We start from the raw sequence: 23,759 nt of genomic DNA, 5'->3' as shown, positions 1-23,759 counted from the left end.
CCTTATGCGGCGAGTTCGACGCGCACGAACGCGCTGGGCTGGAGAACAGCGAGAGCCACTCGGCATTCACCGAGAACGGCAACCATATTGCGTACAAAAAAGTCGCTGTGACTGTCCGTGACGGTGATGCTCGCCTCTTCGCGGTCGTAAAGGACGGCCTTCGACCAGTCACCCACGAACAGTTGCCCCTGCGGGACCGCTTCGTTCTCCACGACCGGCAGGTTCCACAAGGTGCCGCTACCCCCGGCCGCCACAGGGCCGCCGAGGATGTAGCGGCCCTCGTTGTCCTTGATCAGGTCCATGTTCTCCAGGTCGAGCGGGTTGACCGCAGCGCCGTTGGACATGGCTCGCGCACCGATGCGGGTCATGGTTTTTGCGCGGCGGACCGCTTCGATGTTCGCGCGGATCGGGTCGCCGCCGTTCGGGTCGACGGACAGGACCTGCACGCCGGGGGTGTTGGCGATACCGCGCAGCGAGTCGGAGGTGGAGCCGTCGCCGTTGATGATCTCCCGGTCGATCCGCTCCTCCAGGCCGTAGCGCAGAAGAGCGTCCACGAGGGAGCGGACCTGCGCCACGTCGGAGAGAGCGCGGCGAGTCATCGCGAACCAGTGCGCGATCTGCTTGACGCCGGTCTGCTCCTGGCGGGTGGTGAACCCGGACAGGGGCTTCACTCCGTTGGCGGGGGTCTGCCCGGCCGGGGTGTCGACGGTGGTGGACTCCGCAACGAACTCGGCGTTGTTCGTGACGGTGTCGATGTAGGTGTACTCGATGGTGTCGGAGGTGGTGGTCGCGCCGGTCACCAGGTCCCGCATGGTGAGCGGGCGCATGAACGGGTCCAGACCGACCTGGAGACCCCGGTAGTCGGGGCGGACCAGACCACCCGCTGAGGTGCGGTCGCCGCCGGTCAGCAGATCCTTGTAAGCGACCGGGCGGGAGTTGATGCGCTGGTTGGAGGAGAAGTGCTCTCCAGTGCGCTGGTCGAGCAGGCTTTTGAACTCGGCCGAGTCGGTGAAGTGCGCGCCGAGGGACTTGCCGTCCAGGCCGTTCGTGCCGTGGGGTTCCTGCCGGTTGCCGCCGGTCGGGTCATGGCCGATGCCCTCGATGTCAGCGAGAGCGTCACGGAGAGCGTTGTCGCCCTGCCGGGCCTTGATCTGTGTGACCAGGCTGGTGGCGGCTTCGACGTGCTTTTGGACGGCGTCCCGCTCGTCCTCGCTCATGTCGCGGGCGGCGTCTTCGGCCGTCTTCGCGATGGTGTTCGCGGCCTCAGCTTCGTGCTTGAGCTGCGCCTTGAGCTGGTCCAGGGTCTTCCGGGACATAGGGGTGTTTCCTCGTTCCAAGAATTGGAGCGAGGCGGCACCTATGGCCGGGCGCACCCAGAGGGGTGGCGGGGCTGGTGTGGCCTGCTGAAAGAGACGGGTTAGAGAGCGGCCAGGTGGGCGGTCAGCCCGGCGAGCTGGGCGCGCAGCGGGTCCGATGCTGGGGCTGGGGCCGACTTGCCTTCGAGGTCGTCGTCGACGGCAGCGGGGACCGGGGTGGGCTGTTGGGCGAGCTGGTCGGTGAGCTGCTTGACCTGGTCGGTGAGCGCCGTGATGGCGGTGTTGGTGGCCTCCCAGTCGGGGGCAGGCCGGAGGGTGTCGGCTGCGGCGGGCGCGGGCTGGGGTTCCGGGGTGCTGTCCTTTCCGGCCAGAGCCTCCCAGACGATCTCCCGAACCCGTGTCTCCGTCAGCCCGGGGCCGGTCTTCACCGTGCCGAGGCTGGTGTGCTGGTTCGCGCCGACCAGGCACGGGCCGACCTCGAACAGCTTGATCTCGTTGAGGGCGTAGTGGCCCGGCTCGTCGTCGGACTTGCCGTCGACCCATTCGCCGCCGCCCGGCGGGACTTCGTAGCCAAAGCTGAATTGGGTGACTCTGCGGCCCTTCAACAGCCGGTACACCTTCGCAGCGCGGGGTTCGTCCAGGTCCAGGCGGGCCTTCACCCACAGGCCGTCGTCGGTCTCCTCAATGTCCTCGACCACGCCGATGTGCGAATCGGGGTCCACCCAGTTGTGCGACCAGATGACCGGGATCGGGTCGCCTTTGACGGTCCACTCGGCGATGGTTTTGGTGAAAGCGCCGGGAGAGATCTTGTCCCCGACGCTGTCGACGTTGTAGGCGGCGACGATCGCCTCGAACACACCGTCCTCGGTGCCTTCGTGCTCGCCCGCGGCCTTGATTCTCACGGGCACGGACTTCGTGCGCATCATGTGCGGGTCACTCCTGGTCCGGCAGGCTGCCGGTGATTGAGAGGTGGCATTTGCATTTCGCGGATTCGCGGGCGGGCAGCAGAGAGTCGCCGGGCCACCGGCCACCGTTGCTGAACTTCGCGCCGATCGGCACGGTTTGGCCGTTCAGGCGGGCGTGGGAGGCGCGGGAGTTGCGTGCGGTGGCCCGCCACGTTTTGCGAGCGGTGTCGCCGAACACCCGGCGGGCTTCCTTCACAGACGTGTAACCGGCGACGTGCAACGTTTGGCGGGCCGCCAACTCTGCTGCTCGGGACGCCGCCCACGTTGAGAACAGCGTCTTCAACGCCTCCGGCGGGTCGTCATCGCTGAGGGCGTCGTCCACCTGCTCCCGGGATGTGGCGGTGGTGGCTTCGGCTTGGCCTTGGGCGTTGGCCATCAGCCACTCGGCGGTGGTCTCCGGGTCGTAGCTGTCGGGGTCGACGCCCATCTCCTCCAAGGCGGCGCGCGCCGACGCGGCAGCGGTCGCCATGTTGACCTGCGACAACACCAACGCCAGTTCGGTTTCCCACCGGTCCCAGTTCACGAGGTCGACGGTGCTCTTGGCGGGCACGGTGCGGGTTTTCGCCGCGCCCAGCAGGCTCGACAGGGAGCGGGCCTGCCGGTCGAAGAACCGGGACAGCTCCCGCTCCGCGGACTCCACAGACCGTGCAGGCGGGCTGGTCTTCACCTGGAGGGCCGCCTGTTTCGCTCCCGGCGGGCGGGTCTTGCCGCTGTCGGCGGGGGGCGGGGCGGAGTCGCGCGGTGAAGCTTGACCGCCCTTGACGACGTTGAGCGGGGTGATCAGCTCGTCCCCGCCGTCGATGAAAGGCAAATTGTCCAGAGCGCGCTGCTCGTTGACGGTCATCCACGGCCCACCCACCGCTGTAGACCCGGCTGCGGCGCGCTCCTCGAAGCTGCCCTGAAGCTTCTCACGGATGTCGAACTCCAGATACACCACATCGGGGTCCGCCAACTCGGGTACGAGCTGGTTCTCAAACGACTCGTCCAAGTCGACCAGCCACGGACCCAACGTGTCCTGGTAGAGCTGTTTGTGCTGCTCACGAATATTGGAGAACGTAGCGTGATCCAAGATTCCGACCAGCGGCGGCGGAATGTGGTAGGCGGCGGAAACCTCCTCACGGGTGAGTTTGCGGGCCTCGATGTACTGGGCCGCCCGAGGGTCCAACCCGGCCGGAACGTAGGTCATGCCGTCTTCCAGGACCGGCACACCGCCGGCGTCCGCCGCACCGTCCCCGGTGTACAGGTCCCGGAACTCGCGTTTGAAGCGTTCCCGAGCTTCCGGAGACCAGTCGGCGTTGGCTTTCATCATCGGCCGTTGGATGAACCCGCTGGTGCGGGCGCCGTTGCGCCACATCTGTTGGCGGTGCCGGTTCGCTTCGTGCTCCTCCATGAGGATGTTGCGTAGCGCCCCCATCGGGGAGGTGCCGTGCCACAAGCTGTCGACGGCGTATCCGTGCAGGTGGATCATGTCGACTGCCTCGACCCACACCGTCCCGGCCACCCAGTAGCCGCCGGGGCTGATCCATGACCCCTTGTCGGGAACCACCCAGGGGCGGGGTACCGGCAGTAGGCCGATCACCTGCCCGTCCGGGTCTCGGAGTTTGACCACGAAAGCGTCGTCGTAGATGGCCCGGTCGGCGACGATCCGGTACATGAGCTGGTATCGGGTGAGTTTCCGGCCTTGGAGGGGTGTGCGCAGCAGTCGCGGCAGGGGGTGGTTGGTGAGTCGCCGCCGGTCGGTGTCGGAGCGGCGTTCGTAGGCGTGCAAGGTGAGGGAGGCGATGTTGCGCGCCAGAAAGCTGACGACGGTCTGTACTTGGGGTTGGGAGTCGAAGATCTGCCCGTACTCCACCCACTGATTGCCGAGCTGGAGTGCTGGAGGCAGGGTGTAGCCGCCGTGGTCGCGGACCTGTTCGAGCTGGCCGCCGGACACGATGAGACTCACCGGATCACCTGCCAGAACTGGATCTCGCGGCGTTCGATGATGACTGCGCCGTCGCACACGACCGGGTTGGTGCCGGGTTCCAGACGTTCGGCGTTGCGGAGTTCCACAAGGTCACCGGCCTTGCGGTAGAGGACCCCTCGGAAGCCGGTGCCGTCGTGGAGGTTGATGACGACCTCACAGCGGAGAAGCAGGCGGAGCCAGGCAAACAACGTGGGCCACCTCCTTTCTTCGTTGAGGTGACCCGGATATACCGAACCGGTGGTGCGGCCGAATGAGGTTCGCTACTGTCCGAGAAGAACTCCCGAACCCCCTGAACCCTGAGTGGAGGACCTGTTGGCGGTCCACGTGATGCTCGTGAGCGAAGCCTCCGACGTGCCCCCGGTGACCGTGGCCCCCGCAGAACCCCTCATCGTGGTCGGGGCGCACGGGGCAGCCAACGAGAACACCGCCCTGAAAACGTTCGTGGGATACAAGGGCGAGGAACCCGAACAGGTGCTACGCGGTATCACCCCCGACACCCAACTCGGCCCGGTCCTCGGCCCGAGGCTGCTGGTGTTGCTTGATCTGGCCGAGTTCACCAACGAGCCGTGGCGGCAGATGGGCACGCTCCTGCGGTTGGTGCACCAGCACACGCCACGCCGACCGATCAGCATCGACGTGTCCAACCACGCGCTCGGCGGCGATCTGGTAGCGCACATGCTCCGCGCCGCTGGCGCCCTCAAAGAGCGGGGGGCGATCGTGAGCGTCTGTGGGTGGGAGGACAAACCGATGGTCATGCCCATCGACCAGATGCCGGTACTCCCCCACCGCGCCGAACTGGAGGCGTTCACCGGTGACACAGCGGCCCGGGTACCCGGTGACGCCTTGGACGGTCTCGCGTACAACCGGTCCGGAGACGGGTACGTGCTGGCCCCGGTCGGGGCGATGCTCCAGACCATCCTCGCGGCACCCGCAACGGCCGTTTAAGCAACCGTGAGGCCGCGGTTCTCGTAAGCAGACCGGTAGCCGCCATCGGTGTCAGCGTTGAGCACCATCGCGTTCGCGGCCATCGCCGCCGTGGGCACCCCGTCGATCCGATACCCCGCCTTGCCCCGGTCCGGTTTGTCGGGGCGGATCAGGTCAACGTTGTAGGCGGCCCGCCGCACCTCGACCGCGTCGAAACACCACGCGGCGACCGGGTTGCCGTGGGAGGCGAACCGGCCCGTTTTCACCAGCGCCATCACCTCGTTCAACCCGGGGGTCATCCGATCGTAGGTGTTCTTGTAGCCGACGATCTCACCCTCCTCCGGGTCCAACCCGGTGAGTTCACCAACCCGGTTCAGGACAGGCCACATGGAGAACTCGTCGGCGTGCACAGCCTGGAAGGCGAAGTCGTCGCCATCCTGGCCGATGTCCTCATAGATCAGGTCGTAGTCGAGCAGCCCCCCGTCGTGGACCGTCAACCACCCCTCGGCCGCCCACTGGGAGGGCATGTTGTCGTTGGTCTTGTCCAACTGGGTGAGGGATTCCTCGGTAACCCAGAACCGCCACATAGCGTCCACGGGCGCGCCGGGCTCTTGCGGGTCGAACAGCACACACCAGGCCGTGAAGTCGAACTTCGCGGACAGGTCCAACCCGCCGTAGCAGGTGCGGCCCAGCAGCGAAGGGCGGCCGTCGTCGGGGCCGGCCCACAGCTCCCCCGCCGACGCGGCGTACAGCGGCATGGGCATCCACCGGGTGGCGGCCCGCACCCACATGTTGAGCCGGAACTGTTTGAACGCCTGCTCGGCGGTCGGGTCGTTGCGGGCTTCCAACGCTTCTTCCCGCATCGACTTCAAGGACAGGAAGTCGCCCAGGGCGGGGTTGGCGTGGAACCAGTGCTTCTCTTCCCACGGGTCCGCGTCGGCCGGGGCGTTACGGATGAACGTGAAGATGTGCGGGGCGCGGCCGGGGTCGTCGGAGATGCGTTCCATCTCGTTGTGCATGTTCGCCGCGAACGAGTTGGGGTTGTCCCCGGCTGTGGTGGCGGCGACCATCAGCGGCTGTGTGCGGGCGCCCGACCCCATGCCGGTGCGTAGCGCGTCCCACATGGAGCGGTTGCGCCACGCCAAGATCTCGTCAGCGGCGACACCGTGCGGGTTCGATCCGAGCGCGCCTTGGGCGTCGGCGGCGATCACCTGGTAGTAGCTGTTCGTCTTCTTGTAGACGAGGCGTTTGTTGGCGTCCTTGACCTGTACTCGGCGCGACAGACGCGGGGAGAGGCGCACCATCTGCGCTGCGACATCGAACACCAGCGCCGCCTGGTCGCGGTCGCGGGCTGCGCCGTACAGCTCCGCGGACTCTTCCCCATCGGCGACGAGCAGGTACAGCATGATCCCCGCCAGGATCTCCGACTTGCCGTTCTTCCGCCCGAGTTCGATCCATGCGATCCGGTACCGGCGCACATACTCGTCGATCTCGGTGTTCCACACCACCCTGCCGAACAGCGGGCGGACGATGTCGTCGCGCTGCCACGGGGTGAGAACGAACGGGGTACGCGCGTACCGGCCTTTCGTGTGGACGAGGACGTTCGCGAAGAACCCTTCCGCATGGTCCGCCCGAGGGGCACAAAAGTGGTCGCCGACCTTCCCGCAGGTGACGTCACGGTGGGTCCACCCGCACACCCCCGGTCCGGGGCGCTCCTCACCTTGGAGGTCAGAAGTAGTCGTCACCGTCGTCAGCCCCCCGCTCCACCTTCAGACCGGCACGGTCCGAGGGAGAGAGGCCGAACCGGGCGCCGATCTTGACCATCAGGTCGGCGTAGTCGCGGACGATCTGCACCGCAGGGTTCTTGACGAGGTTGCCTTTCGCGCCGTACACGAGCAGCCCGTGCTTCTGTACCTCTTCCGACGCTCGGCGGTGGTTGATCACGGCGTCACAGAACACCGCGAGCCCGTCCACGTCCCACGGGGTGAGGACCCCCGTCTTCTCCAGGTCGGGGGCGAGCTGGTTCCACACGTCCAACGCGGTTTCGGTGCCGGGTTCGGGGTCGATGCCAAGCGCGACCAGCCAGGCGGGGGGTTCGACAGGTTGGGCGGAAGGGATCGGCTCGTCGTCGTTGAGGCCGCGGGTGTCGCCGTCGAGGGCTTTCTGCGCGGAGGGTTTGCGGGGGCGGCCGGTGGTTCCCATGGAGGAGAGCCACCTCCTTTGACCTGCGGCCCGTGGAACAGTTCGGGAGTTTTTGCGGCTTCTACGCCGAGTCACCCGCGCGCCGGGCGCCTCCCCGGCCCAGAGCGATTCTGACGCCCCTACCCCTGTTGGCGCGGGTCTGGGGGTGGGTGGCTCGGGCCGGGGCGGGAGAGGCGGTTTGAGAGCTTCGGGTTGGTGGGGGTGTCCGGTACGGGGTGTGTTGGCCGGTGTGCCTGGGCCGGTTGCTGGTTGCGCCGTTCGTTGGTGTGTTCGGTCCCGGACGGCGGGCTGTTGGGTGTTGGTCTGCTTGTTGAGTGTGTCGCGGTTGGTGTTGAGCTCGGCGGTTCGCGAAGCGTGTTGTCGCGGTCCGGTTCGGATCGTGTTGCTGGTTGGGGTGTTGTGCGGATGGGTTCATGTTCGGCGGAGGTGGTGGTGTCCGTGGAGAGGGTTGTTGGAGGTTGGTGTCGCGGGTGTGGAAGGCGAGGGGGCGGTGAGGGTTGGGGGTTGGTTGTGGTGTGCCCTGGGTGGGTGGGCATGGAGGGTGTGGTCGGGGTGTCCAGGTCCGCGATGAGGCCGCGGGGGTGGGCGTGGTTGTGGATGCGGGGGTTTGCTGACGCTGGATGATCCGCGCACGAGGGTGACGTGGTGGGGTCGGCTGGTGTGGTGGGTGCACTGGTCGGTGCTGGTGGGGGTTGTGGGGGCAGCCCGAGGTGGGGCGGGGGTGGCGTCTCCTCCCTCGGGTGGTGTACCGGGTGGGGTCCCCCTTCTGTCCGGGGGGTGGGGGGTTACCAGGGGGTGTGCCGGTACCAGCCCCCGGGGGAGGTGGCGGCGGTGTGCCGGGAGTGGCAGGGCTGGCAGAGGCCGCGCCCGTACTCGGGGTTGTCGGGGTCGAGGCCCATCGCCACGAGGGTCTTACGGTTCAGCGGGTAGTGGTCGGCTTCGGTGGCTTCGGCCTTCCTGCACATCTGGCAGATGCGGTCTCGTGTGAGGACGCCGGGGCGGAAGCGTTGCCGGTGGCCGGTGCTGTAGCCCTGTTGGTCTCGGTGGCCGCGCCGTTGGCGGAGGTGCCGGTTGGCTCGGGTGCGGCACTGGGTACAGGTGGGTTTCCCCGGTCGGGCTTTCTCACGGCAGCCGGGAGTCTTGCACGGCTGGAGAGGACGGGCAGGCACCGGGGGCCTCCCCTCATGACGCGAGGTAGTCCAGGGTGAAACCAATGAAGAACAGAGGAGCTGCGATGATTCTTAGCCACTTCTCAAAGTGTGGCCGAGTCAAGAGTTGACCAAACCCGATGACAAAATCGGGTGTTTTATCGGCCGCCAGAGGAGACAGGACAAATAATAAAAATAGAGCGACCGGAACGATGATGTCATCGACAGCCCATTGAATCGAATCATCTATTGTCGAAAAAACACCAAAAAACCCTGAAGGCGCAGCAAACTCCGGCACAGAAAATCTAGAAACATATATAGGGATCGCCACCGCAGCGCCGACTAATACGCCGCCCCACAGGAGACGTCTACCTTTATTCGTCTGAATCTGTTCACCCCATGCGATAAGGCGTTCAGATCCGATGATGTCGAGGACGATAGTGCATCCAGCGAGGAACGCGAGGAGTTTCCCGGATCGACTGAGCCACAGTACGGGGACTCCGTACAGGGTGTGGTTGGTGAGCTGCTGGCCAGACCACCAGAGAGTCCAGGCATCGGTGAGAGTGAGGTCCACGCGGAGGACGGTATCGGAGGCATGGACCAGTTGAGGCGAGTTGGCCGACAGCGGCCAGGGCCTTACCCCGACGTCTCGGTCAGCTCTTGGGGAGACGATGAGTGAACAGCCAGTCGATCTCACAGCGATGAGCCCTTATGGCGTCATCCGGCCTGTTCGGGGCGTTGAGGACGTTGAGTACTGGGACAGGCTTCGTGAGCTGGCTTCGCAGAGCACTCCGACAACCAGCAGCAGATCAGCCCCACCGCACGGCCGCGCAGGGTGTTCATGCTCGGCTACAAGCCGGTCTGCTTAGCAATGACCGCCGCAAGCAGGTTGATACTCAAGTCCCTCCCGGCACCTCCTACCGCGCCCGCCGTCTTCTTGAACCAGCCCCGCTTGGTCTCGTCCGGTTCGGTTTCAGCTTGCTCCTCGATCTCCGCGACGATGCTCTCCGCCATCGTCTGCGAGGTGGGCCACATCCCTACTGTGCGTCTGGCCACCCCGGTCACTCCGTAGATCGTGTCGATCATCCGGTCGAAGGTGCCATCCGCTCGGGTGAAGAACCCGCCGTCTTTGAGCGCCCGCAACGCCCGGTCGACCTGGTCCGGGTCCATCCCGGTTTCCTCATCGACCTGAGCGGCGTCGACGAACGGGGTGACGTCGGCGAGTTTCACGACTGCCTTGAGTACTGGCAGGTCCCTGCTGAACCACGTATCTTCCATGCTTCGGACCTTAGCTGTGGGGGCTGACACTCCGGGAGCAGGCTTCCATCAGGCCAGGCGCTGCGCGGCATCCCTTCGCCCACCCGCGCTGGAGCTCTGCCTGACTCACGAGTTTCTGTGCCCTATGGGATTTATAGGACAGCGAAACTTTCAAGTGGAAGCTGGCCGGAGCCATCATAGGGTTTCCATGCCCTACGGGCTTTATAGGTCTGCGAAACCTGGCCCTGAGCGTCGTTGCCGCCCTACTGACGTGGCGTTTCCATGCCCTACGGGCTTTATAGGTCTGCGAAACCTCAGGCAGTAATGACGTTCGCCGTGCTGGATAGCGTTTCCATGCCCTACGGGCTTTATAGGTCTGCGAAACATCTCTTCTTTCCCGGCGTCGTTCCCTTGATCGCTTGGTTTCCATGCCCTACGGGCTTTATAGGTCTGCGAAACCGAAGAAGCGTCGGAACTGCTCAAAAAGGCAAGTTTCCATGCCCTACGGGCTTTATAGGTCTGCGAAACCCTTGCCGTTTCTCGCTGGGTCTGACCTGCGGTGATGTACCCCTTCTGCACGCAACCGGCCTCCACACCCCCCAACAGCACGTGACGCACGCCACATTTCACTTTCGTGGGCTTGTGACCAGCACGAACTCCGTGCACGCAAACCCGAGTTCTCGCACCCGAACCAGATTCGGTGTACACGCCCTCACACCGACCCCCAAGACCGCCCTCAGTGTGCCACGACCATGCCGCCCCCGTCTCCCCGTCCTCCGCACCCACCTGGAACCGTTCCCCGTGCGCTCCGCCACTCCCACCCCCTCAACCGTGAACCCGAGCCCCCACCCACCGAACCCCGCCACCAGCAAACAGACCTCCCTCAAAGGCTGGCCGCCAGAGCAGCGGTAAGAGCATCCAGACGGCGGTACTTCTCTCCGGTGGTGTGCCCATCCCACTGCGCGGCCGGGTCGTCAGGGGCGACGACGGGAACGTGGCTGAACAGATCCAAGTCGTCCTGGGCGAGGTGCCAGGTGAGTTGGCCGGCAGGGGTGTTCACGTACAGGACCGGCCAGCCCGGTGACTGGGGGTCGTTGTAGGCGGTGCGGGAGGGGTGGCGGGCCGCGAGGTAGGCGGCCAGGTGTGCCCGTTCCCGGTAGAGGTCATCAACCATCGGTGTTCCGGTTTTTGGTGCGCAGGCGGGGGTTGCACCGGCACGGGCCGGGGCGGCGGGTTCCTCGGGCGATCGCGGCGTTCGCTCGGAACATGGCGTCGTCCACTGCGTCCAGGGCGCGGTCGCGGTCGGGGTTGTGCGGGACGAGTTCGGTGATGAGCTGGGCGAAGGCGCGGGCTCCGCCTCGGATGGTTTCGTAGGCGTTGATGGCTTCGGGGGTGCGGGGAGGGTGGTGCTGGTATCGGTGGTCGAGGTCGCTGCCGGGTCGGCACATGGAGGTGTCTCCAGGGGTTTCGTTGCTGTGCGTAACCAGGTTCGGGGTGTTGGTGGGGTTGGGTCTCAGGATTCTCGGGGTTAGACCCGGCATCGGAGGTTCCGGCGGGGAAGACGGCTACGTTCGGTTACATTTTGGTGTTCGTGGCGCGGGCGGTGGACGTTGTCCTCCAGCTCCGTGTGCTCCTTGACGCGCAGCAGGTCAGGGCCGAGCTGTGGGGGGTGTCCAACGGAGCGGCGTGCCCGACCAAGCCCAGGCCCTCCCCACGGGTGGACCCCCGCTCCCAGCCCATCCCAGGCCGAGAACCTGCACGGTGCTCACGTGCCCGCATCTCCCGGTGCTGGGTCTTTCACGAACTCCGAACCGGATACTTCCGCGACGAAGCTGGCGGCCACGACCGCGTGGGCCTGCGACCGGGTGAACCCGGACCGGCGGGTCTGCTCCACCAGGCCCCCAAGTGTGCTGAGGACTTGGCTCCAGTTCTCCTGGACCTCGAACATGGCGTTCGCCTGCGGGCTGCCGAGCAGCCGCCGGGGCGGGGTGGGTTTGGGCACGGGGGCTCCTCTGTCGGGGGGGGGTGTGCCCCGGCCGAGCGTCGGACGCGCCCACCCCTGACAGGTGCGCGGAGCTTCGAGGCCGGGGCACGTGTGGCGCCCAACAGGCAGCGCAGGCCGGTTCTGTGTGGTGTAGGTGTGCCTGGTGCTGTTGGGCAGTTCGTGGAGCCCTGTAGGGGCTGGAAGGAAGGCGGTGTGTATGGGTGCAAGCCCGTTCCGTTATCAGGATTTGTCTGTGGGGAAGCTGGCCCAGATCGCTTTGGATGTCCTCGAAGACGAGAGTGACGCTGCGTGGGCTCAGGTGTTCGCCACGTTGGCTCAGGTCAAGGCAACCGAGAGCATGAAGGAAAAGCTGTCGTCCCGCTTGGAGAACCTGGAGTGAGGTCAGCGTCGTGCACGTCCTCTGTGACGGTGGACGTGCACGGGGCGCGTCCGCGGGGTTCCGTGTGGCCTTTCCGGCCGGTTCAGGACGGGCTGGTCCCTCGCGCAGGGGTCGAACCTGCAACCCCCCGGTTAAAAGCCGGGTGCTCTGCCGGTTGAGCTAGCGAGGGCGGCATACGGGGTGAGAGGCCAGGGCTCTGCTGGTCCCGGAGTCACGCGACGACCTTGTCCGCGTTGGACCGGCCCCGGGCGCGGATCGCAGTGTGCACGGTGCGCAGGTCAGCGAGCGCGTACAGCTTCACACCCTGGTGATCCAACCCGACCGGGCGAAGGCGGAACCGCTCCCCGTCCGGGAGTTTGATCCCCCGGTGCCCGTATTGGCGGATGGTCGCAGGGGATTTGCCGAGCATCCGAGCGGCTTCGGGGGCGGTGACTTTGTCGCCGTGGATGAGGAGCACGCGCACCTCCCGGGAACGACGAATGCCCCCGGCCTGTGGCCTGAGGGCATGGTTTCTCCGCTGGCATCCACGTTACATGGTGAACCGGCCATTATCGAACGTGCGTTCGATCACACTTGTGAGTGAGAGTGTCTACCCGATGGCTATGCGTCCCTCACGTCTCCGCCCACTCCTCTGCTTCCTTCATAACACCTCGCGCAAGCACCGCCACCACAGGCGCATCGTCCGCAACCCGTAAGCAATCCCTACACACCGGGGAACCTGACGACCAGAGGAAACAACAAAAACCACCACATGAGCCGGTAGATTTGCCCCACCACCTCCTTCCCTGGAAAGCACACCCTGGTATGACCCAAGACCCTCGGTTCCTCGGAAGCTGTCAATCTCTGTGAGACGTTCTATGCGGCGGGTTTTCCCAGGTCCGGAGTGGTCTCCTCCTCGGCCGCGGGCAGGGGTGGGTTGATGTGGACCACCTCGGGCAGGCTCATGGTCACGGGTCGGGGTGTCCTTGTCTCGCCTTGTTTGTTCTAGTGAAGACTAGTTCATACCTTTTGTCTCACTTGAGTCTGACAGACAGGGGTGCGCGGGCGGTCTACGAACCGGACCCTGCTCCGGCTGATCCGCGGCGGTGGATCTGGCATGGCCGGGTGCCTTGAGCGAGGGGTCCTACAACGGCGGTCCACCTCCTGGCGGGGACCAGCAAGACCGGCACTGGGGGCACGGCCAGACGTTCCCGGCCGCTGAAGTCCTTGTGACTCTCCCCCAGCACCGAGGGGCCACTCAGTGGAGCCGAATGGGCTGTACCAGGTGCAGGTACGGCGCGGACATGATGCGGTGGCCGCCGCCCGTCAGCGTGACCGGGGTGGTCGGAGAGTCCACGTGCAGCGTCACCGTGTCCTCGCCGCGGAACGCCTCCACCGCTGCGGTGAGGAACTTCGGGTTGAAGTGGACCGCCACACCGTCTTCGTCCACGCCTTCCGTCTCAGCGGCGATCTGTGGGGCGACCACCCCTTCCAGGTTGGGTGCGACCGTCGCCGCCCCCGGGCAGACGGTGATGGCCACCGACAGGCCCCGCTCGTCCTTCGCGGACAGAATGTTGGCCGCCTTGGCGATGGCGGAGGCGACGGCCGCCCGGTCAACGGTCACCGACACGGGCACGCTGTCAGGGATGACCGTCTCCACGTTCGGGAAGTCGTCTTCGCTGGCGAGGGTGACCACCTGGACCGGGCCGCTGGCGAGCATCACCTTGTCGTCGTGCACGCCCACGGTGGTGGTGTCGCCCTTCAGGTGCTTGACGAGCTTGCGCAGCAGGGCGGCGTCGACGCGCGCCACCCGGCCGAGGTCGGCTTCGGGTGTGGGGGCGCCGGGGATGGTGGCTTGGGCGAGCCGGTACCGGTCGGTGGCGGTCATGCGCAGGGTGCTGTCGGTGTTGGTTCGCATCTGCACGTTGGCCAGGAAGGGAAGGTCGTCGGCTGCCCCTGCGGCGGGGGTTACGCGCGCCACCTCGGAGGCGAGTACGGCGGTGTCGACGGCGAGGGTGGGCGCTGGGGCGGTGTGGGGGGTCGGGTAGTCGTCGAGGTACATCTCGGTGATGGGGAGGGTGTAGCCGTCGACGGTGAGGGTGGGGTTGTTGCCGTTGTGGGCGAGAGTGACGGGCGCGGTCGCGGCGTTCTTCGGGGTGGTGCCTTTGGCGGTGGCAGTGAGCAGCTTCGACAGTTCGGTGTGGGCGAGGACGCACCGGCCGGGGTTGGTGACGACTTCGGGGAGGGTGACGGTGATGGCGGTGGTGTAGTCGAAGCCGGTGAGGGTGAGGGTTCCGTTGTCGTCTCCGGAGAGGTGGACTCCGGCGAGGACGGGTACCGGGGGGCGCTTGTGGATGGCGACGGCGACGGTGGCGAGCGCGGAGGTGAGGGTGGCGCGGGTGGTGGTGACTTCCAGGCCGGCGAGCAGGCGGGTGTCGGTGGGGGTGATGGTGGTGAGGGTCATGGTGGGTTCTTTCTGGTGGTGGTTGGGGGCCGGGGCTTCCCTCCCTGGCCCGGGGGGTGTCTAGAAGGGGGTGATGTCGGCCATCAGTTCTTCGGGGCTGGGGGTGGTGTCGTGGTCGAGGTCGTAGCCGTAGAAGTCGCCGTCGTCGTGGTCCATGGGGGTGTCTTTCTGGCGGTTGGGGGCCGGTTTGGTGTCCGGCCCCCTGGGGTGGGTTAGGCGAAGGTGTCGATGGCGTCGGCGGGGTTGATGCCGTGTTCGGCGCAGAGGCGGTGGAGCCGGTTGGTGTAGGCGTTCAGGTCGGTGTGGTCGCCGTAGCCGTGGCGGAGGTCTTCGGTGGTTTCGGCGATGAGGTCGACGGCTTCGCCGATGGCGAGGAGGGCGGGGCGGTCGAGCTGGGCGATGGCGTCCATGGGGTGGCCCTTTCTGGTGGGTGGTGTTGGGACGGCTTCCCTTCCGCCCCAACACCCTTATTATTACACAATAGCTAACCAGATGGCAAATCGGGTGGGTGTACGCCCACCCAACGCGGGGCTCACCCCCACCACACCCGACCGGCCCCACACGCCAAATCAACCAGCTCCGGCAGCCTCTCCTGCATGTAGGCGGCGCCGCGCCCCACCTGAATCCACCCGCCATCCCGGAAGGTCGGGGTGGCCTCCATCGGGTCGGTGGCCAGCGCCATCAGGGCACGATCATGGAACTCGCCGCCGGGCAGCTCGCCGCCGATCTCCCCGTACTCGTCGACAGGGTCCAGGCCGAGGGCGCGCAGGACGGCTGCGGCGTTGGCGTTGGAGAACTGGACGAAGTCGGTGCCGTTGTTGAACTCGACGGACATGGTGGTTCCCTTCGGTTGGTGGTGTTGGGGCAGCTTCCCCTCCGCCCCAACACCATTATTATTACACGAATACTATCCACTAAGCAAATTGGTTGGATGTCCGCGTCACACAGCCAAAGCCTCCGCCATCTCAGCAGCCGACATCCGGCCGGTGACCTGCGTGTAAGGGATCGTGTCCGTCCACCCGTAAGGGTTGTCGTCCAGCCGGTACACCCGCCTCCCATCAACCCGGGCGCGAGCAGCAGTGAACCCAACCACCGCCCCGACCGTCACCGACTTGGCGTTGACCCGCTTGATCTCCCACCACATACCGTCCCGCAACGCAAAGTCACCCTTGACGAAGTCGACCTTCCCCCACACCTTCACTCCCGACTCAGCCAGCTCCGCGCGGTTGACGGCGAGCTGTTCGGCGACCTCGGCCGCGCGGGTGTCGAGCTGGGCCACGTAGCGGGTGTCGCTCTCCTCCTCTACGTCGGCCCGGCGACGGCTGATGTCGCGCTGCTCAGCCTCCAGCCGGACGATACGGCGCTGGACCACGCCCGGGTCGCGGCGCTGCTTGTCCCGGCGCGCTGCGGCAGCGGCCTTCTGCTCCCAGTACTTCGCGGTCTTCTCGGCGTCGAGGGCGCGGCGCATCGCAGCATCGGAGCGGTCGCGGTCCCGGCGGGCGCCCTTCGCCGAGTGGTGGCCGGACAGGATGGGCTGTCCCCCGGCGAAGCGGGCGCTGTAGTCGTCAGCGGCCCCGTGTGCGGCGCGGGCGCGAGCGCGGGCCTTGCGGGCGTTGTCCTCGTATCGGTCGATGCGGTCGGCGGTGCGGTCGTCCATGATGGGGCTCTTCCTGTGTGGTGGTGGGGTCGGGCTTCCCTCCCGGCCCTCGGGTTCAGAACGTTTTGACGGTGTGGGCTTGCCGGGGGTCGACGCCGGAGCGGGCGCACGCCAGCTCGACGGCTTCCCAAACGTCCGCGACCCCGTACCGGCCGGTACGGATGCCCTCGGTGTCCTGGTCGGTCTGTGCGAGGTCCAGGAGTTCACTGGCGTTGAGGTACTCGAACCAGGCGTCTTCGATGTTGTGGCGTTCGTTGTAGCTGAGGTTGTGCACGGGGTTGGCCTTTCTGGTGGGTGGGGCGGCCGGTTCTGCTTTCCGGCCGCCCCGGGGGCGGGGGTGCTACCAGGTGAGCTGCCAGGAGGCGGGGCCGGTCTGGGTGATGTGGCCGGTGGCGAACACGTCGTCGAAGTCGCTGCTCGCGGCGTCGAGGGCGTCGCTGGCCGTGTAGCCCCAGATGTGGGCGTTGGGGCCACTCACGGTGGCGGTTACGGTGCGCGGTCCGGTTGCCCGGGCGGTGCCGGTGCGCAGGGTGGAGGTGAGGCGGCGGCGGGTGTCGCCGTCCATGTCGGTGGTGTGCTCCCAGGTGTGGGCCATGTCGGTGAACTCGGCGGTGGTGCGGGTGGCGATTTGGTGGGCGGTGGTGTTCATGGGGGCTTCTCCTGGTGGGTGGGGCGGGCGTCCCTCCCGCCGTTGAATCTATTATTACATGTAACCTAACCATATTTCAAGTCGGGTCGGAAGACCTCCCAACCTGAACACCACCCCCACCAGACCCCCGCGACAGGCAACCACCGAACCCACTTAAACCCCAGAAAATGGAGCCTTCACGAGAGAAACAGAAGAAGCCGCACCCAACCCGGCAGGCCACGGGGAACCGGACGGCGCAGACAACGACCGGGAGAACACTGAAGGGCTTCACCCTCCCCATCACACAAATACTAACCAAAATGCAAGCGTTGGCTACAGCACATGCCCCACCGGCACCCACACCCCCAACGAACCCCCACCAACCGGCACCACCCACACCCCACACATCTCCCACACCCCCGCAGACAGCCACCACGCCCCCACCACACCAGAACACCTCTCCCCCACCGGAGCCTCACCCACAACCACCTCACGGCCCGACACATGCACCACCCGCGCACCCACCGGAAACCGCCGCCGCAACACCGGCAGCCACACGAACACCGAGCCGGCCCGCGACACCAACACCGGCTCCTCACCGCGCAGCCACTCCACCGACACCCTCACCAGTGGCCCGTCTGGACTCTCGGCGGCCATCTCCCCCGCCTGGAGCGTCCACGTCCACCCTTGGCGGGTCGCCCACACGTCCCCCTCCCGGGGCGGCCAGAACTCGGGGACGACTCTCCGGGCCGGGGCGCAGACGACCGGCTCCCGGTCAGTGAACCGCGCGACCTCCTCGGCCAGGTCGAGCCCGGCGTCCGCGCACTCCTGCGCGAACAGGCCCGTCTGTCTGGCGGCTTCAACGACGGCGTTGCGGTGGGCGTCGCGGTCGGCGAACCAGGCGCGGATGTCGGCGGGGCGGTTGCTGTCCTGGAAAGGGTTCGGGGAGGCCAGGGTTTCGGTGGAGACGTCGAGGGCGGTCTCGGTGTAGTCGAGTTCGCGGTAGGCGGCGACGGTGTTGTCGCGGGTGATGGTGGTGTTCTCGGCGTGCACGGGGATGGGGTGTCCTTTCTGGTGTGGGCGGGGGCGGGCTTCCCTCCCGCCCCCCCGGGGGGTTATCTGGTGGCGCGCGCCTGGTCAGCGGCGTCCAGCTCGGCTTGTAGCTTCTCCTGCGCTTGCCGGGCGCGGCCCTTGGCGAGTTCGAGGGCGGCCCGCGTCTTGGCTAGCCGTTCGGCCTGTTCCTGTTCGCGGGCTTGCAGTGCGGTGATGCGGCGCGTGTAGTGGTCGACCCTGTCGGCGGCGATGGTTGCGGCGGGCCGGTGCGGGGCTTTGCTGCTGCCTTCCTTCGGCCCGGGGGTGCGGGTTCTGTCGGCGTGTTCTTCGAGGAACGCGGTGAACTCGGTTCGGGGGATGAATTTGCGGGGGGTGCCGGGGCCGGTGATGACCTTGGCGACGGCGGGGAAGGTGGGGTGTCGGGTGGCCCAGTTGGAGATGGCGGCGCGGGTGACTCCGGCGATGCGGGCGGCTTCGGCGAGGTGGATGAGTTCGGTGTCTCGGCCTGTGTATTCGGGGCGGGGCCATTCGATGTGTGGGGTGTGCACGGGGTGTCTCCTGTGGTGGGGGTGTTGGTGGCTTCCCTTCCACCAACACCCATATTTTTAGATGAAAGCTAACCTATTTTCAATGCGGGGGTGGGCACAGGACCCACCCCGGCGAGAGGGGGTTACACCTCCCACACTTCCCCCGGGGTGGTGACGTCGGCCGGGTCGTCGGGGGTGCCGTCGTTGCATTCCTCGCACACCTCCAGCTCTCCCCACAGGTCGTCCACCAGCACCGGGTTTTCGCAGCATTCCCCACACAGGGGCATGCCCTCCGCCTCGGCCCGCGCGGCATCCAGGGGCGCGAAGGCGAAGGCGAGGATGTCGGCGACGGTGAGTTCGGCGGGGGCGACGGTCATGGTGAGCCTTTCCTGCGGGGGTTGCGGGGTGTTGGCTGACTTCCCTTCCAACACCTCAAATAATACACGAAAACTAACCAGAAATCAAAGAGTGGGTTCGGCCATCCCCCGAAAAGCCGGAGACACCGTAGGTAGGTCAGCCGAGTTCGAGGGCGAGCAGCACGTTGGTGCAGTCACACCCGAACCCCTCAACCACCTCACTCCGACAGCGAAGGCAGTCGTCGCAGTCGGCAGGCAGGGCACCCAGGTCGACGCCGACCTCGGCCAGGTGGGAGAACACGGCGCCGTCCACCTGGTTGTGCTTGCGCAGTGCGGCCAGCTCCGCGGCCTCGGCCTTCTGGTAGCGGGCGTGGTTGCGGGGGGTGGGGTTGCGTCGCCAGATGGCGCGGTGCCACAGGAAGGTGGTGTGGGCGTTGAGGTGGGCGTGGCGGGCGCCTTCGCGATAGCGCCACAGGGTGGAGTTGAGGATGCTGTCGACGCTGGGGGTGTGGCGGGTGGCGGTCATGGTGGGCCTTTCAGCGTTGTGGTCTGCGGGGCCGCCCCGGGGGGCGGGGCGGCTGGAGCTGGTCAGGCCGCGTAGTACTCGGCGAGCGCGGCGCGGGCGGCAGCACGGCGTTCACGGCGCTCGCGGCGGTTGGCGGAGGTCTTGACCGGGCGGGCGCGGCCTCCGATGAGGCGGCGGGAGATCGTGGAGAAGTAGTCCTTCTCGTCGGCGGTCTTCGCGATGCGGGGCTCGATGCCGGTCATGGTGCTCTCCTGGTGGTTCGGCTGAGGGCTTCCCTCCCCCTTGCAACACCTCTATTTTTACACAAAACATAACCATTATGCAAGCGGGTGGGGGAGACACCACCCCGTCACAGCCGCACCAAACGCGACCACCGCGCCGCATCCACATAGGCCCGCCACACCCGCGCACGATCCACAGCAGCACCCGACGCCTTCGACCGCACCCCGTAGTCGCGCGCCACCTTCGCCGCCTGCATCGCATTCCACACGAAGTTGTCCACCTCGGAGCGCCTCGCACCACGACGGCGCAGGTAGCGTTCGGTGTCCTCCATGATGAACCGGCGCTGGCCGTAGGACACCTCGTCCACGCCGGGGAACCGGTGGGGAGTGCCGACCTTGTCGAGGATGACTTCGACAGCCAGTTCGGACATGGCTCGGGCGGCCATGACCAGGGTGGCGGTCGGCATGTCCGGGGTGATGGTGGTGCCCAGTTCGTTCACAGCGGCGTCCTTTCGACGGTGGTGTCTGCGGGGCTTCCCTTCCCGCCCTGACATGAATTATTATTTCACTAACTCTATCTTTTGTGCAAGTCGGATGGGGAAGGGCCAACCCAACAGCCGGCCCCCTCACCTCACTCCCCCTGAGAACCCTTACGCGACGACAACCGCGCGTGCACCTCCTCCACCTCCCCCCGCGACCACACCTGCACCTGCACACCCTCACGCTCCACCATCCGCCCCGCAGGCCAATTCCCCCGATACTCCCGCCACCACAACTGATCCTCCGACAACCCCAGATAGGCGAGCACCTGGCCGCGCGTCAACAGATCCTCCGAAGACCCCACAGGCTCCGGCAACCCCTGAGCCAAACGACGCATCCGCTCCAAATCCTCAAACCTGTACAAGTGCGCACGCCCCCGCTTGCCCGCAGGCTCAGGCCACTGCTCCTTGAACTTCACCCGCCACCGGTTCTTCACCGTGGCCGCACCAACACCAGCACGCTCGGCATACTCGTCCATCGTCACCTGATCGGGCGGCACCTCCACCGCGCCGGTCCGTACCGCTTCGGCTGCGGCCACCACATCCAGAGAACCGAGCAGGTACAGGCGGGGCGGGTTCCCGGCCTTCCCGGTGTGCACCTGACCCACCGGTTCCGGCCACAGGCTGGGCTGCCGCTGATCCCACCGCCGCACCTCGGCCACGTCCAGGCCCCGCCGTTCCGCGAACGCGGCGAGGGTGGTGACACCGCGCGTGTAATCCAAGGCGTCGGGATCGTAGGTGGGCTGACCGGCTTGGGTTCCGACAGGTTCGGGCAGGGTGTCGGGGTGGCTGGTGAAGTGGTCGAGTATGTCGCCGGGGTCGAGCCCGCGTGTGCGGGCGTAGTCGATGAGGGTGACGCCGTTCTGTACCATGGCTGCTGCCTCAGATTTCCATCGTGTCGTTTTCGGCCGGTGTCTTCTGGTGGGTGGGGCGGCCGAGCTTCCCACTTCCGGCCCGCGGGCTGGTCGTAGGCGTTCGCGCCTTCGAGGCCGCCCCTGTTCTACTTCAACGCCCGCCTCCGGGGTTCCCGGGGCGGGCGTTTTTGGCTGTTGGTGCTGGTCAGACGGTGATTTCCTCCCAGGTGTCGGCGGCTCCGGCCTCTTCGGGGCCGACTCCGATGTAGGCGACGACGGCGCGGGTTCGGGCTTGGGCTTCCTCGGTGAGGTGGCGGCGCTCGGTGCTGGTGGCGTTGAGCGCGAGGACCGCTCCGGTGAGGGCGCAGTCCGCGAGTGCGCGGATGTCGTTGGGGATGTTCTGGTTCCACAAGTCGTCGTCGCACACGGCGCGGAGCGTGTCGGCGGCGGTGTGTTTGGTGGCGGTGGTGAGGTGGGGGATGCGCACGGGGGTGGGCAGGCACACCAGCATGTCCCGGATGGTGTCGTAGAGGACGGTCCACAGCCAGTCGAGGCGGTCGGTCTCGGTGTCGGTGTGGCGGTCGCTGGCGGTCCAGGGGTTGGGGTGCATGGTGGTGCTCCTGTTCGTGCGGGGTGTTGGGCTTCCCTCCCAACACCACAAATAATATCACGAACTCTATCCAGAAAAGAATCTGGGGTGGCCCCCTCACTCCTCACATTCGCGCCGTCCAGCACCACCCCTCCCACAGCAGCCGCAACGCCGACTCACACGCCCCCATATGCTGACCGAACGCATCCTCACGCCACCCGGCGGCCATCTGCCGGTAAACCGTGTAGGCGTCAGCCGCGTACACCCGCCGGCGGGCGTCCTCCAACCCGATCCGTGGACGCCCAAACCTCCCCAGATTCCAGCCCGGCGAGGTCGTGGGCGCAGTTCCACACGCACCCCTGCCAGTGGTGCAGGCCCGCGTCCGGGTCGGCTGCGCGGGGGTCGCTGACGCGGATGCCCGCACGGGTAAGTCCGGCGACGATCAGGGCGAGGGTGGCGGTGAACCGTTCATGCACCTGGCAGCGGGTGGTTTCGCCCATAGGGGGTGCTCCCTTCCGGCGGGTGGCGTTGGGCTTCCCCCAACACCCCGGAATTAAAACACAAACACTACCCAGAAAACAACTCAAGTGGTCGACAACTCCACCGGCACCCACCCCTCCCCCGACAACGCCCACCCCACATCAACCACCCCATCCAACGGCACACCCGAACGACACAACCACTCCGCCGGCACCTCCAACGGCGTCTCCTGGGTGTACTCCACCCCCTCCACCGCGCCGTACAGCTTCGCGACCGCAGCCCCCTCGGGGCCTACCACCCGGGACACCCGGAACACGTCGATACCCATGAAGCCCATCGTAGAAGCTGCCCGACGCGTCACCGCTGCCGCTACAGGCCGCGCCGCGCCCGGTAAGCCTGCACATCCGCGAACAGCATCGGGTCCCAGCACCGTTCCTGCGTCCGCTCCAACGTCCGCTGTACCGTGGCTGACAGGCGCGGATACACCAGCCCCAGATGCGCCGCAGGCGGGTCGTCCAGGTACTCACCCCACCGGCACCCCACAGCGTGCGGGCACAGGTCGACGTTGTTGTTGCAGTGGGTGCACAGCATCCCCCGGATCAGTCCAGTGAACGGGTCGTGGTCCATCACCCCCAACCCCGCCCCTCCACACACCGCGCACCCGAACCCGGCCTGCTCTGCGACCTTCCACCGCTGGCGTGTCTTCGGGCTCATCAGGTCCACCCACTCCGGCCACACGAGATACCCGTCCAAGACCCGGCAACGTTCTTCTGGCGGCACAAGGACGGGGTGTCCCGGTTCTCCGACCTGGCGGATCGCCCACCTGATGGTGCGCTGTCTCGGTCGCCCGCCGCTCCTCCACGTGCACGTCTGTTTGTGCGTCCAAGGGCCGCTGGACGGGGACGCTGCGGCGTGCTCGTTGCACACCATGCCAGTGTCCGGATGCCAGAGGTGGTGGCGGCCGTCGTCTCCAGGGGCCGCAGCCGTGTACCTCAACGCCTGCCAGGGTGGGACAGGGCACGGTCGGGCCGTCCATTCGGGCATGTGCTCGACCGCTTGGGCGCGGGTGAAGTCTCGGGCGATCCGCCACAGCAAGGTTCGCTGCCGGTCCGGAGACAGAGCGTCGAGCCCGTGCGGGGTCAGGGCCGGGTCAGCGGGCTTACGAAGCCGCATCTCGAAATAGCGCACCCGCCCAGAGTCGCGACCGGCTGTGACAGTTCCAGACGCTGGGAGACTGCGTATCGCGTCCTCTGCGCCATCCGCACCCCCTTGGTCACCCCCCAGTCCCAGTCACGGTCCCACTGCTGCTGGGCCGCCACCGACCACCCGTTGGCCTCAGCCGCCTGCACAACCTCGGGCAGCCGACCCCCGATCGACGTCCACCGGATACGCGCCCCAGGAACCTTGGCGGGCACGGCCTCGGTGACGGCTGCGGCGATGTCGGTTCGCTGTTCTTCGGTGATTGGCTCCTCCTGGTCGGGAAGGTCGACGGTGAACACCACACGGACCTTCACCGCTCAACTCCCAGAGCCGCCACCATGTCCACGAGCGGAGCCGCCAACCCGCCCTCGCTGGGCTCCCCCTCCACCAACTCACGGAGTCCGCGCCGGCGGAAGAACGCCAACCGGGCAGCGTCATCCTCATACCCGGTCTTCGGCCGCAACGGAGTGTGTCAAGTCGAATCGGACAGGGGTAAGTGATCGTCAGGCCGCTTCGCACAGGTC

33 protein-coding genes, 1 tRNA gene and 1 CRISPR repeat array are annotated in these 23,759 nt (G+C 66.7%); of the genes, 2 read left to right on the top strand and 32 right to left on the bottom strand.

The window, feature by feature from the left end; translation table 11 throughout:
- Positions 1-2: 2 nt before the first annotated feature.
- The 4 genes from ACFHWE_RS19890 to ACFHWE_RS19875 all read right to left on the bottom strand — a co-directional run bounded on the left by ACFHWE_RS19890 (position 3) and on the right by ACFHWE_RS19875 (position 4,435).
- Positions 3-1,316 carry a phage major capsid protein gene (locus ACFHWE_RS19890; RefSeq protein WP_416603205.1) on the bottom strand — a complete coding sequence of 438 codons (1,314 nt, stop codon included), beginning with the start codon at positions 1,314-1,316 and terminating at the stop codon, positions 3-5.
- A gap of 101 nt (positions 1,317-1,417) precedes the next feature.
- Positions 1,418-2,242, bottom strand: a complete 825-nt coding sequence (locus tag ACFHWE_RS19885; RefSeq protein ID WP_416603203.1) for an HK97 family phage prohead protease — start codon at positions 2,240-2,242, stop codon at positions 1,418-1,420.
- Positions 2,243-2,249: 7 nt separating this feature from the next.
- Complete coding sequence (locus ACFHWE_RS19880; RefSeq protein ID WP_416603202.1) at positions 2,250-4,226, bottom strand: phage portal protein; 1,977 nt, start codon at positions 4,224-4,226, stop codon at positions 2,250-2,252.
- Positions 4,223-4,435 (bottom strand): hypothetical protein, encoded by a 213-nt coding sequence (locus ACFHWE_RS19875; RefSeq protein ID WP_416603201.1) that lies wholly within the window; start codon positions 4,433-4,435, stop codon positions 4,223-4,225. Before ACFHWE_RS19875 ends, ACFHWE_RS19880 begins: the two co-directional genes overlap by 4 nt.
- Before the next feature lie 112 nt (positions 4,436-4,547).
- Here ACFHWE_RS19875 and ACFHWE_RS19870 point away from each other — a divergent pair, with 112 nt between their 5' ends.
- On the top strand, positions 4,548-5,192 hold the full coding sequence (locus ACFHWE_RS19870) for a hypothetical protein (protein ID WP_416603200.1): 645 nt from the start codon (positions 4,548-4,550) through the stop codon (positions 5,190-5,192).
- Here ACFHWE_RS19870 and ACFHWE_RS19865 read toward each other — a convergent pair.
- The 8 genes from ACFHWE_RS19865 to ACFHWE_RS19830 all read right to left on the bottom strand — a co-directional run bounded on the left by ACFHWE_RS19865 (position 5,189) and on the right by ACFHWE_RS19830 (position 11,780).
- The gene (locus tag ACFHWE_RS19865) at positions 5,189-6,916 is read right to left on the bottom strand and encodes a terminase large subunit (protein ID WP_416603198.1); all 1,728 of its coding nucleotides are present in this window, start codon (positions 6,914-6,916) and stop codon (positions 5,189-5,191) included. The two genes, ACFHWE_RS19870 and ACFHWE_RS19865, sit on opposite strands and share 4 nt — an antisense overlap.
- Positions 6,900-7,373, bottom strand: coding sequence for a phage terminase small subunit P27 family (locus ACFHWE_RS19860; RefSeq protein ID WP_416603196.1), 474 nt, complete (start codon positions 7,371-7,373; stop codon positions 6,900-6,902). Before ACFHWE_RS19860 ends, ACFHWE_RS19865 begins: the two co-directional genes overlap by 17 nt.
- 785 nt (positions 7,374-8,158) lie before the next feature.
- A complete protein-coding gene (locus ACFHWE_RS19855) occupies positions 8,159-8,338 on the bottom strand; it encodes a hypothetical protein (protein WP_416603195.1) in 180 nt (59 codons plus the stop codon).
- 217 nt (positions 8,339-8,555) lie between these two features.
- Entirely contained in the window at positions 8,556-9,095 is a 540-nt protein-coding gene (locus ACFHWE_RS19850) for a hypothetical protein (RefSeq protein ID WP_416603193.1), read from the bottom strand.
- Positions 9,096-9,370: 275 nt separating this feature from the next.
- On the bottom strand, positions 9,371-9,799 hold the full coding sequence (locus tag ACFHWE_RS19845; protein WP_416603192.1) for a hypothetical protein: 429 nt from the start codon (positions 9,797-9,799) through the stop codon (positions 9,371-9,373).
- Between the two features lie 111 nt (positions 9,800-9,910).
- A CRISPR array of direct repeats spans positions 9,911-10,306; the repeat unit is 37 nt; unit sequence GTTTCCATGCCCTACGGGCTTTATAGGTCTGCGAAAC.
- A gap of 355 nt (positions 10,307-10,661) precedes the next feature.
- Positions 10,662-10,952, bottom strand: a complete 291-nt coding sequence (locus tag ACFHWE_RS19840; protein ID WP_416603191.1) for a hypothetical protein — start codon at positions 10,950-10,952, stop codon at positions 10,662-10,664.
- Entirely contained in the window at positions 10,945-11,226 is a 282-nt protein-coding gene (locus ACFHWE_RS19835; RefSeq protein ID WP_416603190.1) for a hypothetical protein, read from the bottom strand. Before ACFHWE_RS19835 ends, ACFHWE_RS19840 begins: the two co-directional genes overlap by 8 nt.
- 317 nt (positions 11,227-11,543) lie before the next feature.
- On the bottom strand, positions 11,544-11,780 hold the full coding sequence (locus ACFHWE_RS19830; RefSeq protein ID WP_416603189.1) for a hypothetical protein: 237 nt from the start codon (positions 11,778-11,780) through the stop codon (positions 11,544-11,546).
- Positions 11,781-11,979: 199 nt separating this feature from the next.
- Here ACFHWE_RS19830 and ACFHWE_RS19825 point away from each other — a divergent pair, with 199 nt between their 5' ends.
- Complete coding sequence (locus ACFHWE_RS19825; RefSeq protein WP_416603188.1) at positions 11,980-12,162, top strand: hypothetical protein; 183 nt, start codon at positions 11,980-11,982, stop codon at positions 12,160-12,162.
- A gap of 93 nt (positions 12,163-12,255) precedes the next feature.
- Here ACFHWE_RS19825 and ACFHWE_RS19820 read toward each other — a convergent pair.
- The 20 genes from ACFHWE_RS19820 to ACFHWE_RS19725 all read right to left on the bottom strand — a co-directional run bounded on the left by ACFHWE_RS19820 (position 12,256) and on the right by ACFHWE_RS19725 (position 23,549).
- Positions 12,256-12,331: transfer RNA gene (locus tag ACFHWE_RS19820), tRNA-Lys, on the bottom strand.
- A gap of 42 nt (positions 12,332-12,373) precedes the next feature.
- Positions 12,374-12,619, bottom strand: coding sequence for a hypothetical protein (locus ACFHWE_RS19815; RefSeq protein WP_416603186.1), 246 nt, complete (start codon positions 12,617-12,619; stop codon positions 12,374-12,376).
- 780 nt (positions 12,620-13,399) lie between these two features.
- Positions 13,400-14,605: a hypothetical protein gene (locus ACFHWE_RS19810; protein ID WP_416603185.1), complete on the bottom strand. Its 1,206-nt coding sequence runs from the start codon at positions 14,603-14,605 to the stop codon at positions 13,400-13,402.
- Between the two features lie 212 nt (positions 14,606-14,817).
- A complete protein-coding gene (locus tag ACFHWE_RS19805; protein ID WP_416603183.1) occupies positions 14,818-15,015 on the bottom strand; it encodes a hypothetical protein in 198 nt (65 codons plus the stop codon).
- Positions 15,016-15,137: 122 nt separating this feature from the next.
- The gene (locus ACFHWE_RS19800; protein WP_416603182.1) at positions 15,138-15,440 is read right to left on the bottom strand and encodes a hypothetical protein; all 303 of its coding nucleotides are present in this window, start codon (positions 15,438-15,440) and stop codon (positions 15,138-15,140) included.
- 105 nt (positions 15,441-15,545) lie between these two features.
- Entirely contained in the window at positions 15,546-16,262 is a 717-nt protein-coding gene (locus tag ACFHWE_RS19795; protein WP_416603180.1) for a DUF3560 domain-containing protein, read from the bottom strand.
- A 55-nt stretch (positions 16,263-16,317) separates the two neighbouring features.
- Positions 16,318-16,536 carry a hypothetical protein gene (locus ACFHWE_RS19790; protein ID WP_416603179.1) on the bottom strand — a complete coding sequence of 73 codons (219 nt, stop codon included), beginning with the start codon at positions 16,534-16,536 and terminating at the stop codon, positions 16,318-16,320.
- 66 nt (positions 16,537-16,602) lie between these two features.
- Positions 16,603-16,911, bottom strand: a complete 309-nt coding sequence (locus ACFHWE_RS19785; RefSeq protein ID WP_416603178.1) for a hypothetical protein — start codon at positions 16,909-16,911, stop codon at positions 16,603-16,605.
- 312 nt (positions 16,912-17,223) lie between these two features.
- On the bottom strand, positions 17,224-17,943 hold the full coding sequence (locus ACFHWE_RS19780) for a hypothetical protein (protein ID WP_416603177.1): 720 nt from the start codon (positions 17,941-17,943) through the stop codon (positions 17,224-17,226).
- A gap of 62 nt (positions 17,944-18,005) precedes the next feature.
- Positions 18,006-18,491, bottom strand: coding sequence for a hypothetical protein (locus ACFHWE_RS19775; protein WP_416603175.1), 486 nt, complete (start codon positions 18,489-18,491; stop codon positions 18,006-18,008).
- Positions 18,492-18,613: 122 nt separating this feature from the next.
- Positions 18,614-18,847, bottom strand: coding sequence for a hypothetical protein (locus ACFHWE_RS19770; protein WP_416603174.1), 234 nt, complete (start codon positions 18,845-18,847; stop codon positions 18,614-18,616).
- 136 nt (positions 18,848-18,983) lie between these two features.
- A complete protein-coding gene (locus tag ACFHWE_RS19765; protein WP_416603173.1) occupies positions 18,984-19,352 on the bottom strand; it encodes a hypothetical protein in 369 nt (122 codons plus the stop codon).
- A 62-nt stretch (positions 19,353-19,414) separates the two neighbouring features.
- Complete coding sequence (locus ACFHWE_RS19760) at positions 19,415-19,594, bottom strand: hypothetical protein (protein ID WP_416603172.1); 180 nt, start codon at positions 19,592-19,594, stop codon at positions 19,415-19,417.
- A gap of 107 nt (positions 19,595-19,701) precedes the next feature.
- Entirely contained in the window at positions 19,702-20,073 is a 372-nt protein-coding gene (locus ACFHWE_RS19755) for a hypothetical protein (RefSeq protein WP_416603171.1), read from the bottom strand.
- A 131-nt stretch (positions 20,074-20,204) separates the two neighbouring features.
- Positions 20,205-20,984, bottom strand: coding sequence for a hypothetical protein (locus ACFHWE_RS19750; protein ID WP_416603170.1), 780 nt, complete (start codon positions 20,982-20,984; stop codon positions 20,205-20,207).
- Between the two features lie 187 nt (positions 20,985-21,171).
- Positions 21,172-21,576 carry a hypothetical protein gene (locus tag ACFHWE_RS19745; protein ID WP_416603168.1) on the bottom strand — a complete coding sequence of 135 codons (405 nt, stop codon included), beginning with the start codon at positions 21,574-21,576 and terminating at the stop codon, positions 21,172-21,174.
- A gap of 230 nt (positions 21,577-21,806) precedes the next feature.
- Positions 21,807-22,055: a hypothetical protein gene (locus ACFHWE_RS19740; protein ID WP_416603167.1), complete on the bottom strand. Its 249-nt coding sequence runs from the start codon at positions 22,053-22,055 to the stop codon at positions 21,807-21,809.
- A gap of 83 nt (positions 22,056-22,138) precedes the next feature.
- Positions 22,139-22,363 (bottom strand): hypothetical protein, encoded by a 225-nt coding sequence (locus ACFHWE_RS19735; protein WP_416603166.1) that lies wholly within the window; start codon positions 22,361-22,363, stop codon positions 22,139-22,141.
- Positions 22,364-22,404: 41 nt separating this feature from the next.
- The gene (locus ACFHWE_RS19730) at positions 22,405-22,749 is read right to left on the bottom strand and encodes an endonuclease domain-containing protein (RefSeq protein WP_416603164.1); all 345 of its coding nucleotides are present in this window, start codon (positions 22,747-22,749) and stop codon (positions 22,405-22,407) included.
- 425 nt (positions 22,750-23,174) lie between these two features.
- Positions 23,175-23,549: a hypothetical protein gene (locus ACFHWE_RS19725; RefSeq protein WP_416603163.1), complete on the bottom strand. Its 375-nt coding sequence runs from the start codon at positions 23,547-23,549 to the stop codon at positions 23,175-23,177.
- Positions 23,550-23,759: the final 210 nt, after the last annotated feature.

The organism is Nocardiopsis sp. LOL_012 (assembly GCF_048060475.1).
Classification (GTDB): domain Bacteria; phylum Actinomycetota; class Actinomycetes; order Streptosporangiales; family Streptosporangiaceae; genus Nocardiopsis.
This window is presented reverse-complemented; position numbering and strand designations above follow the sequence as displayed.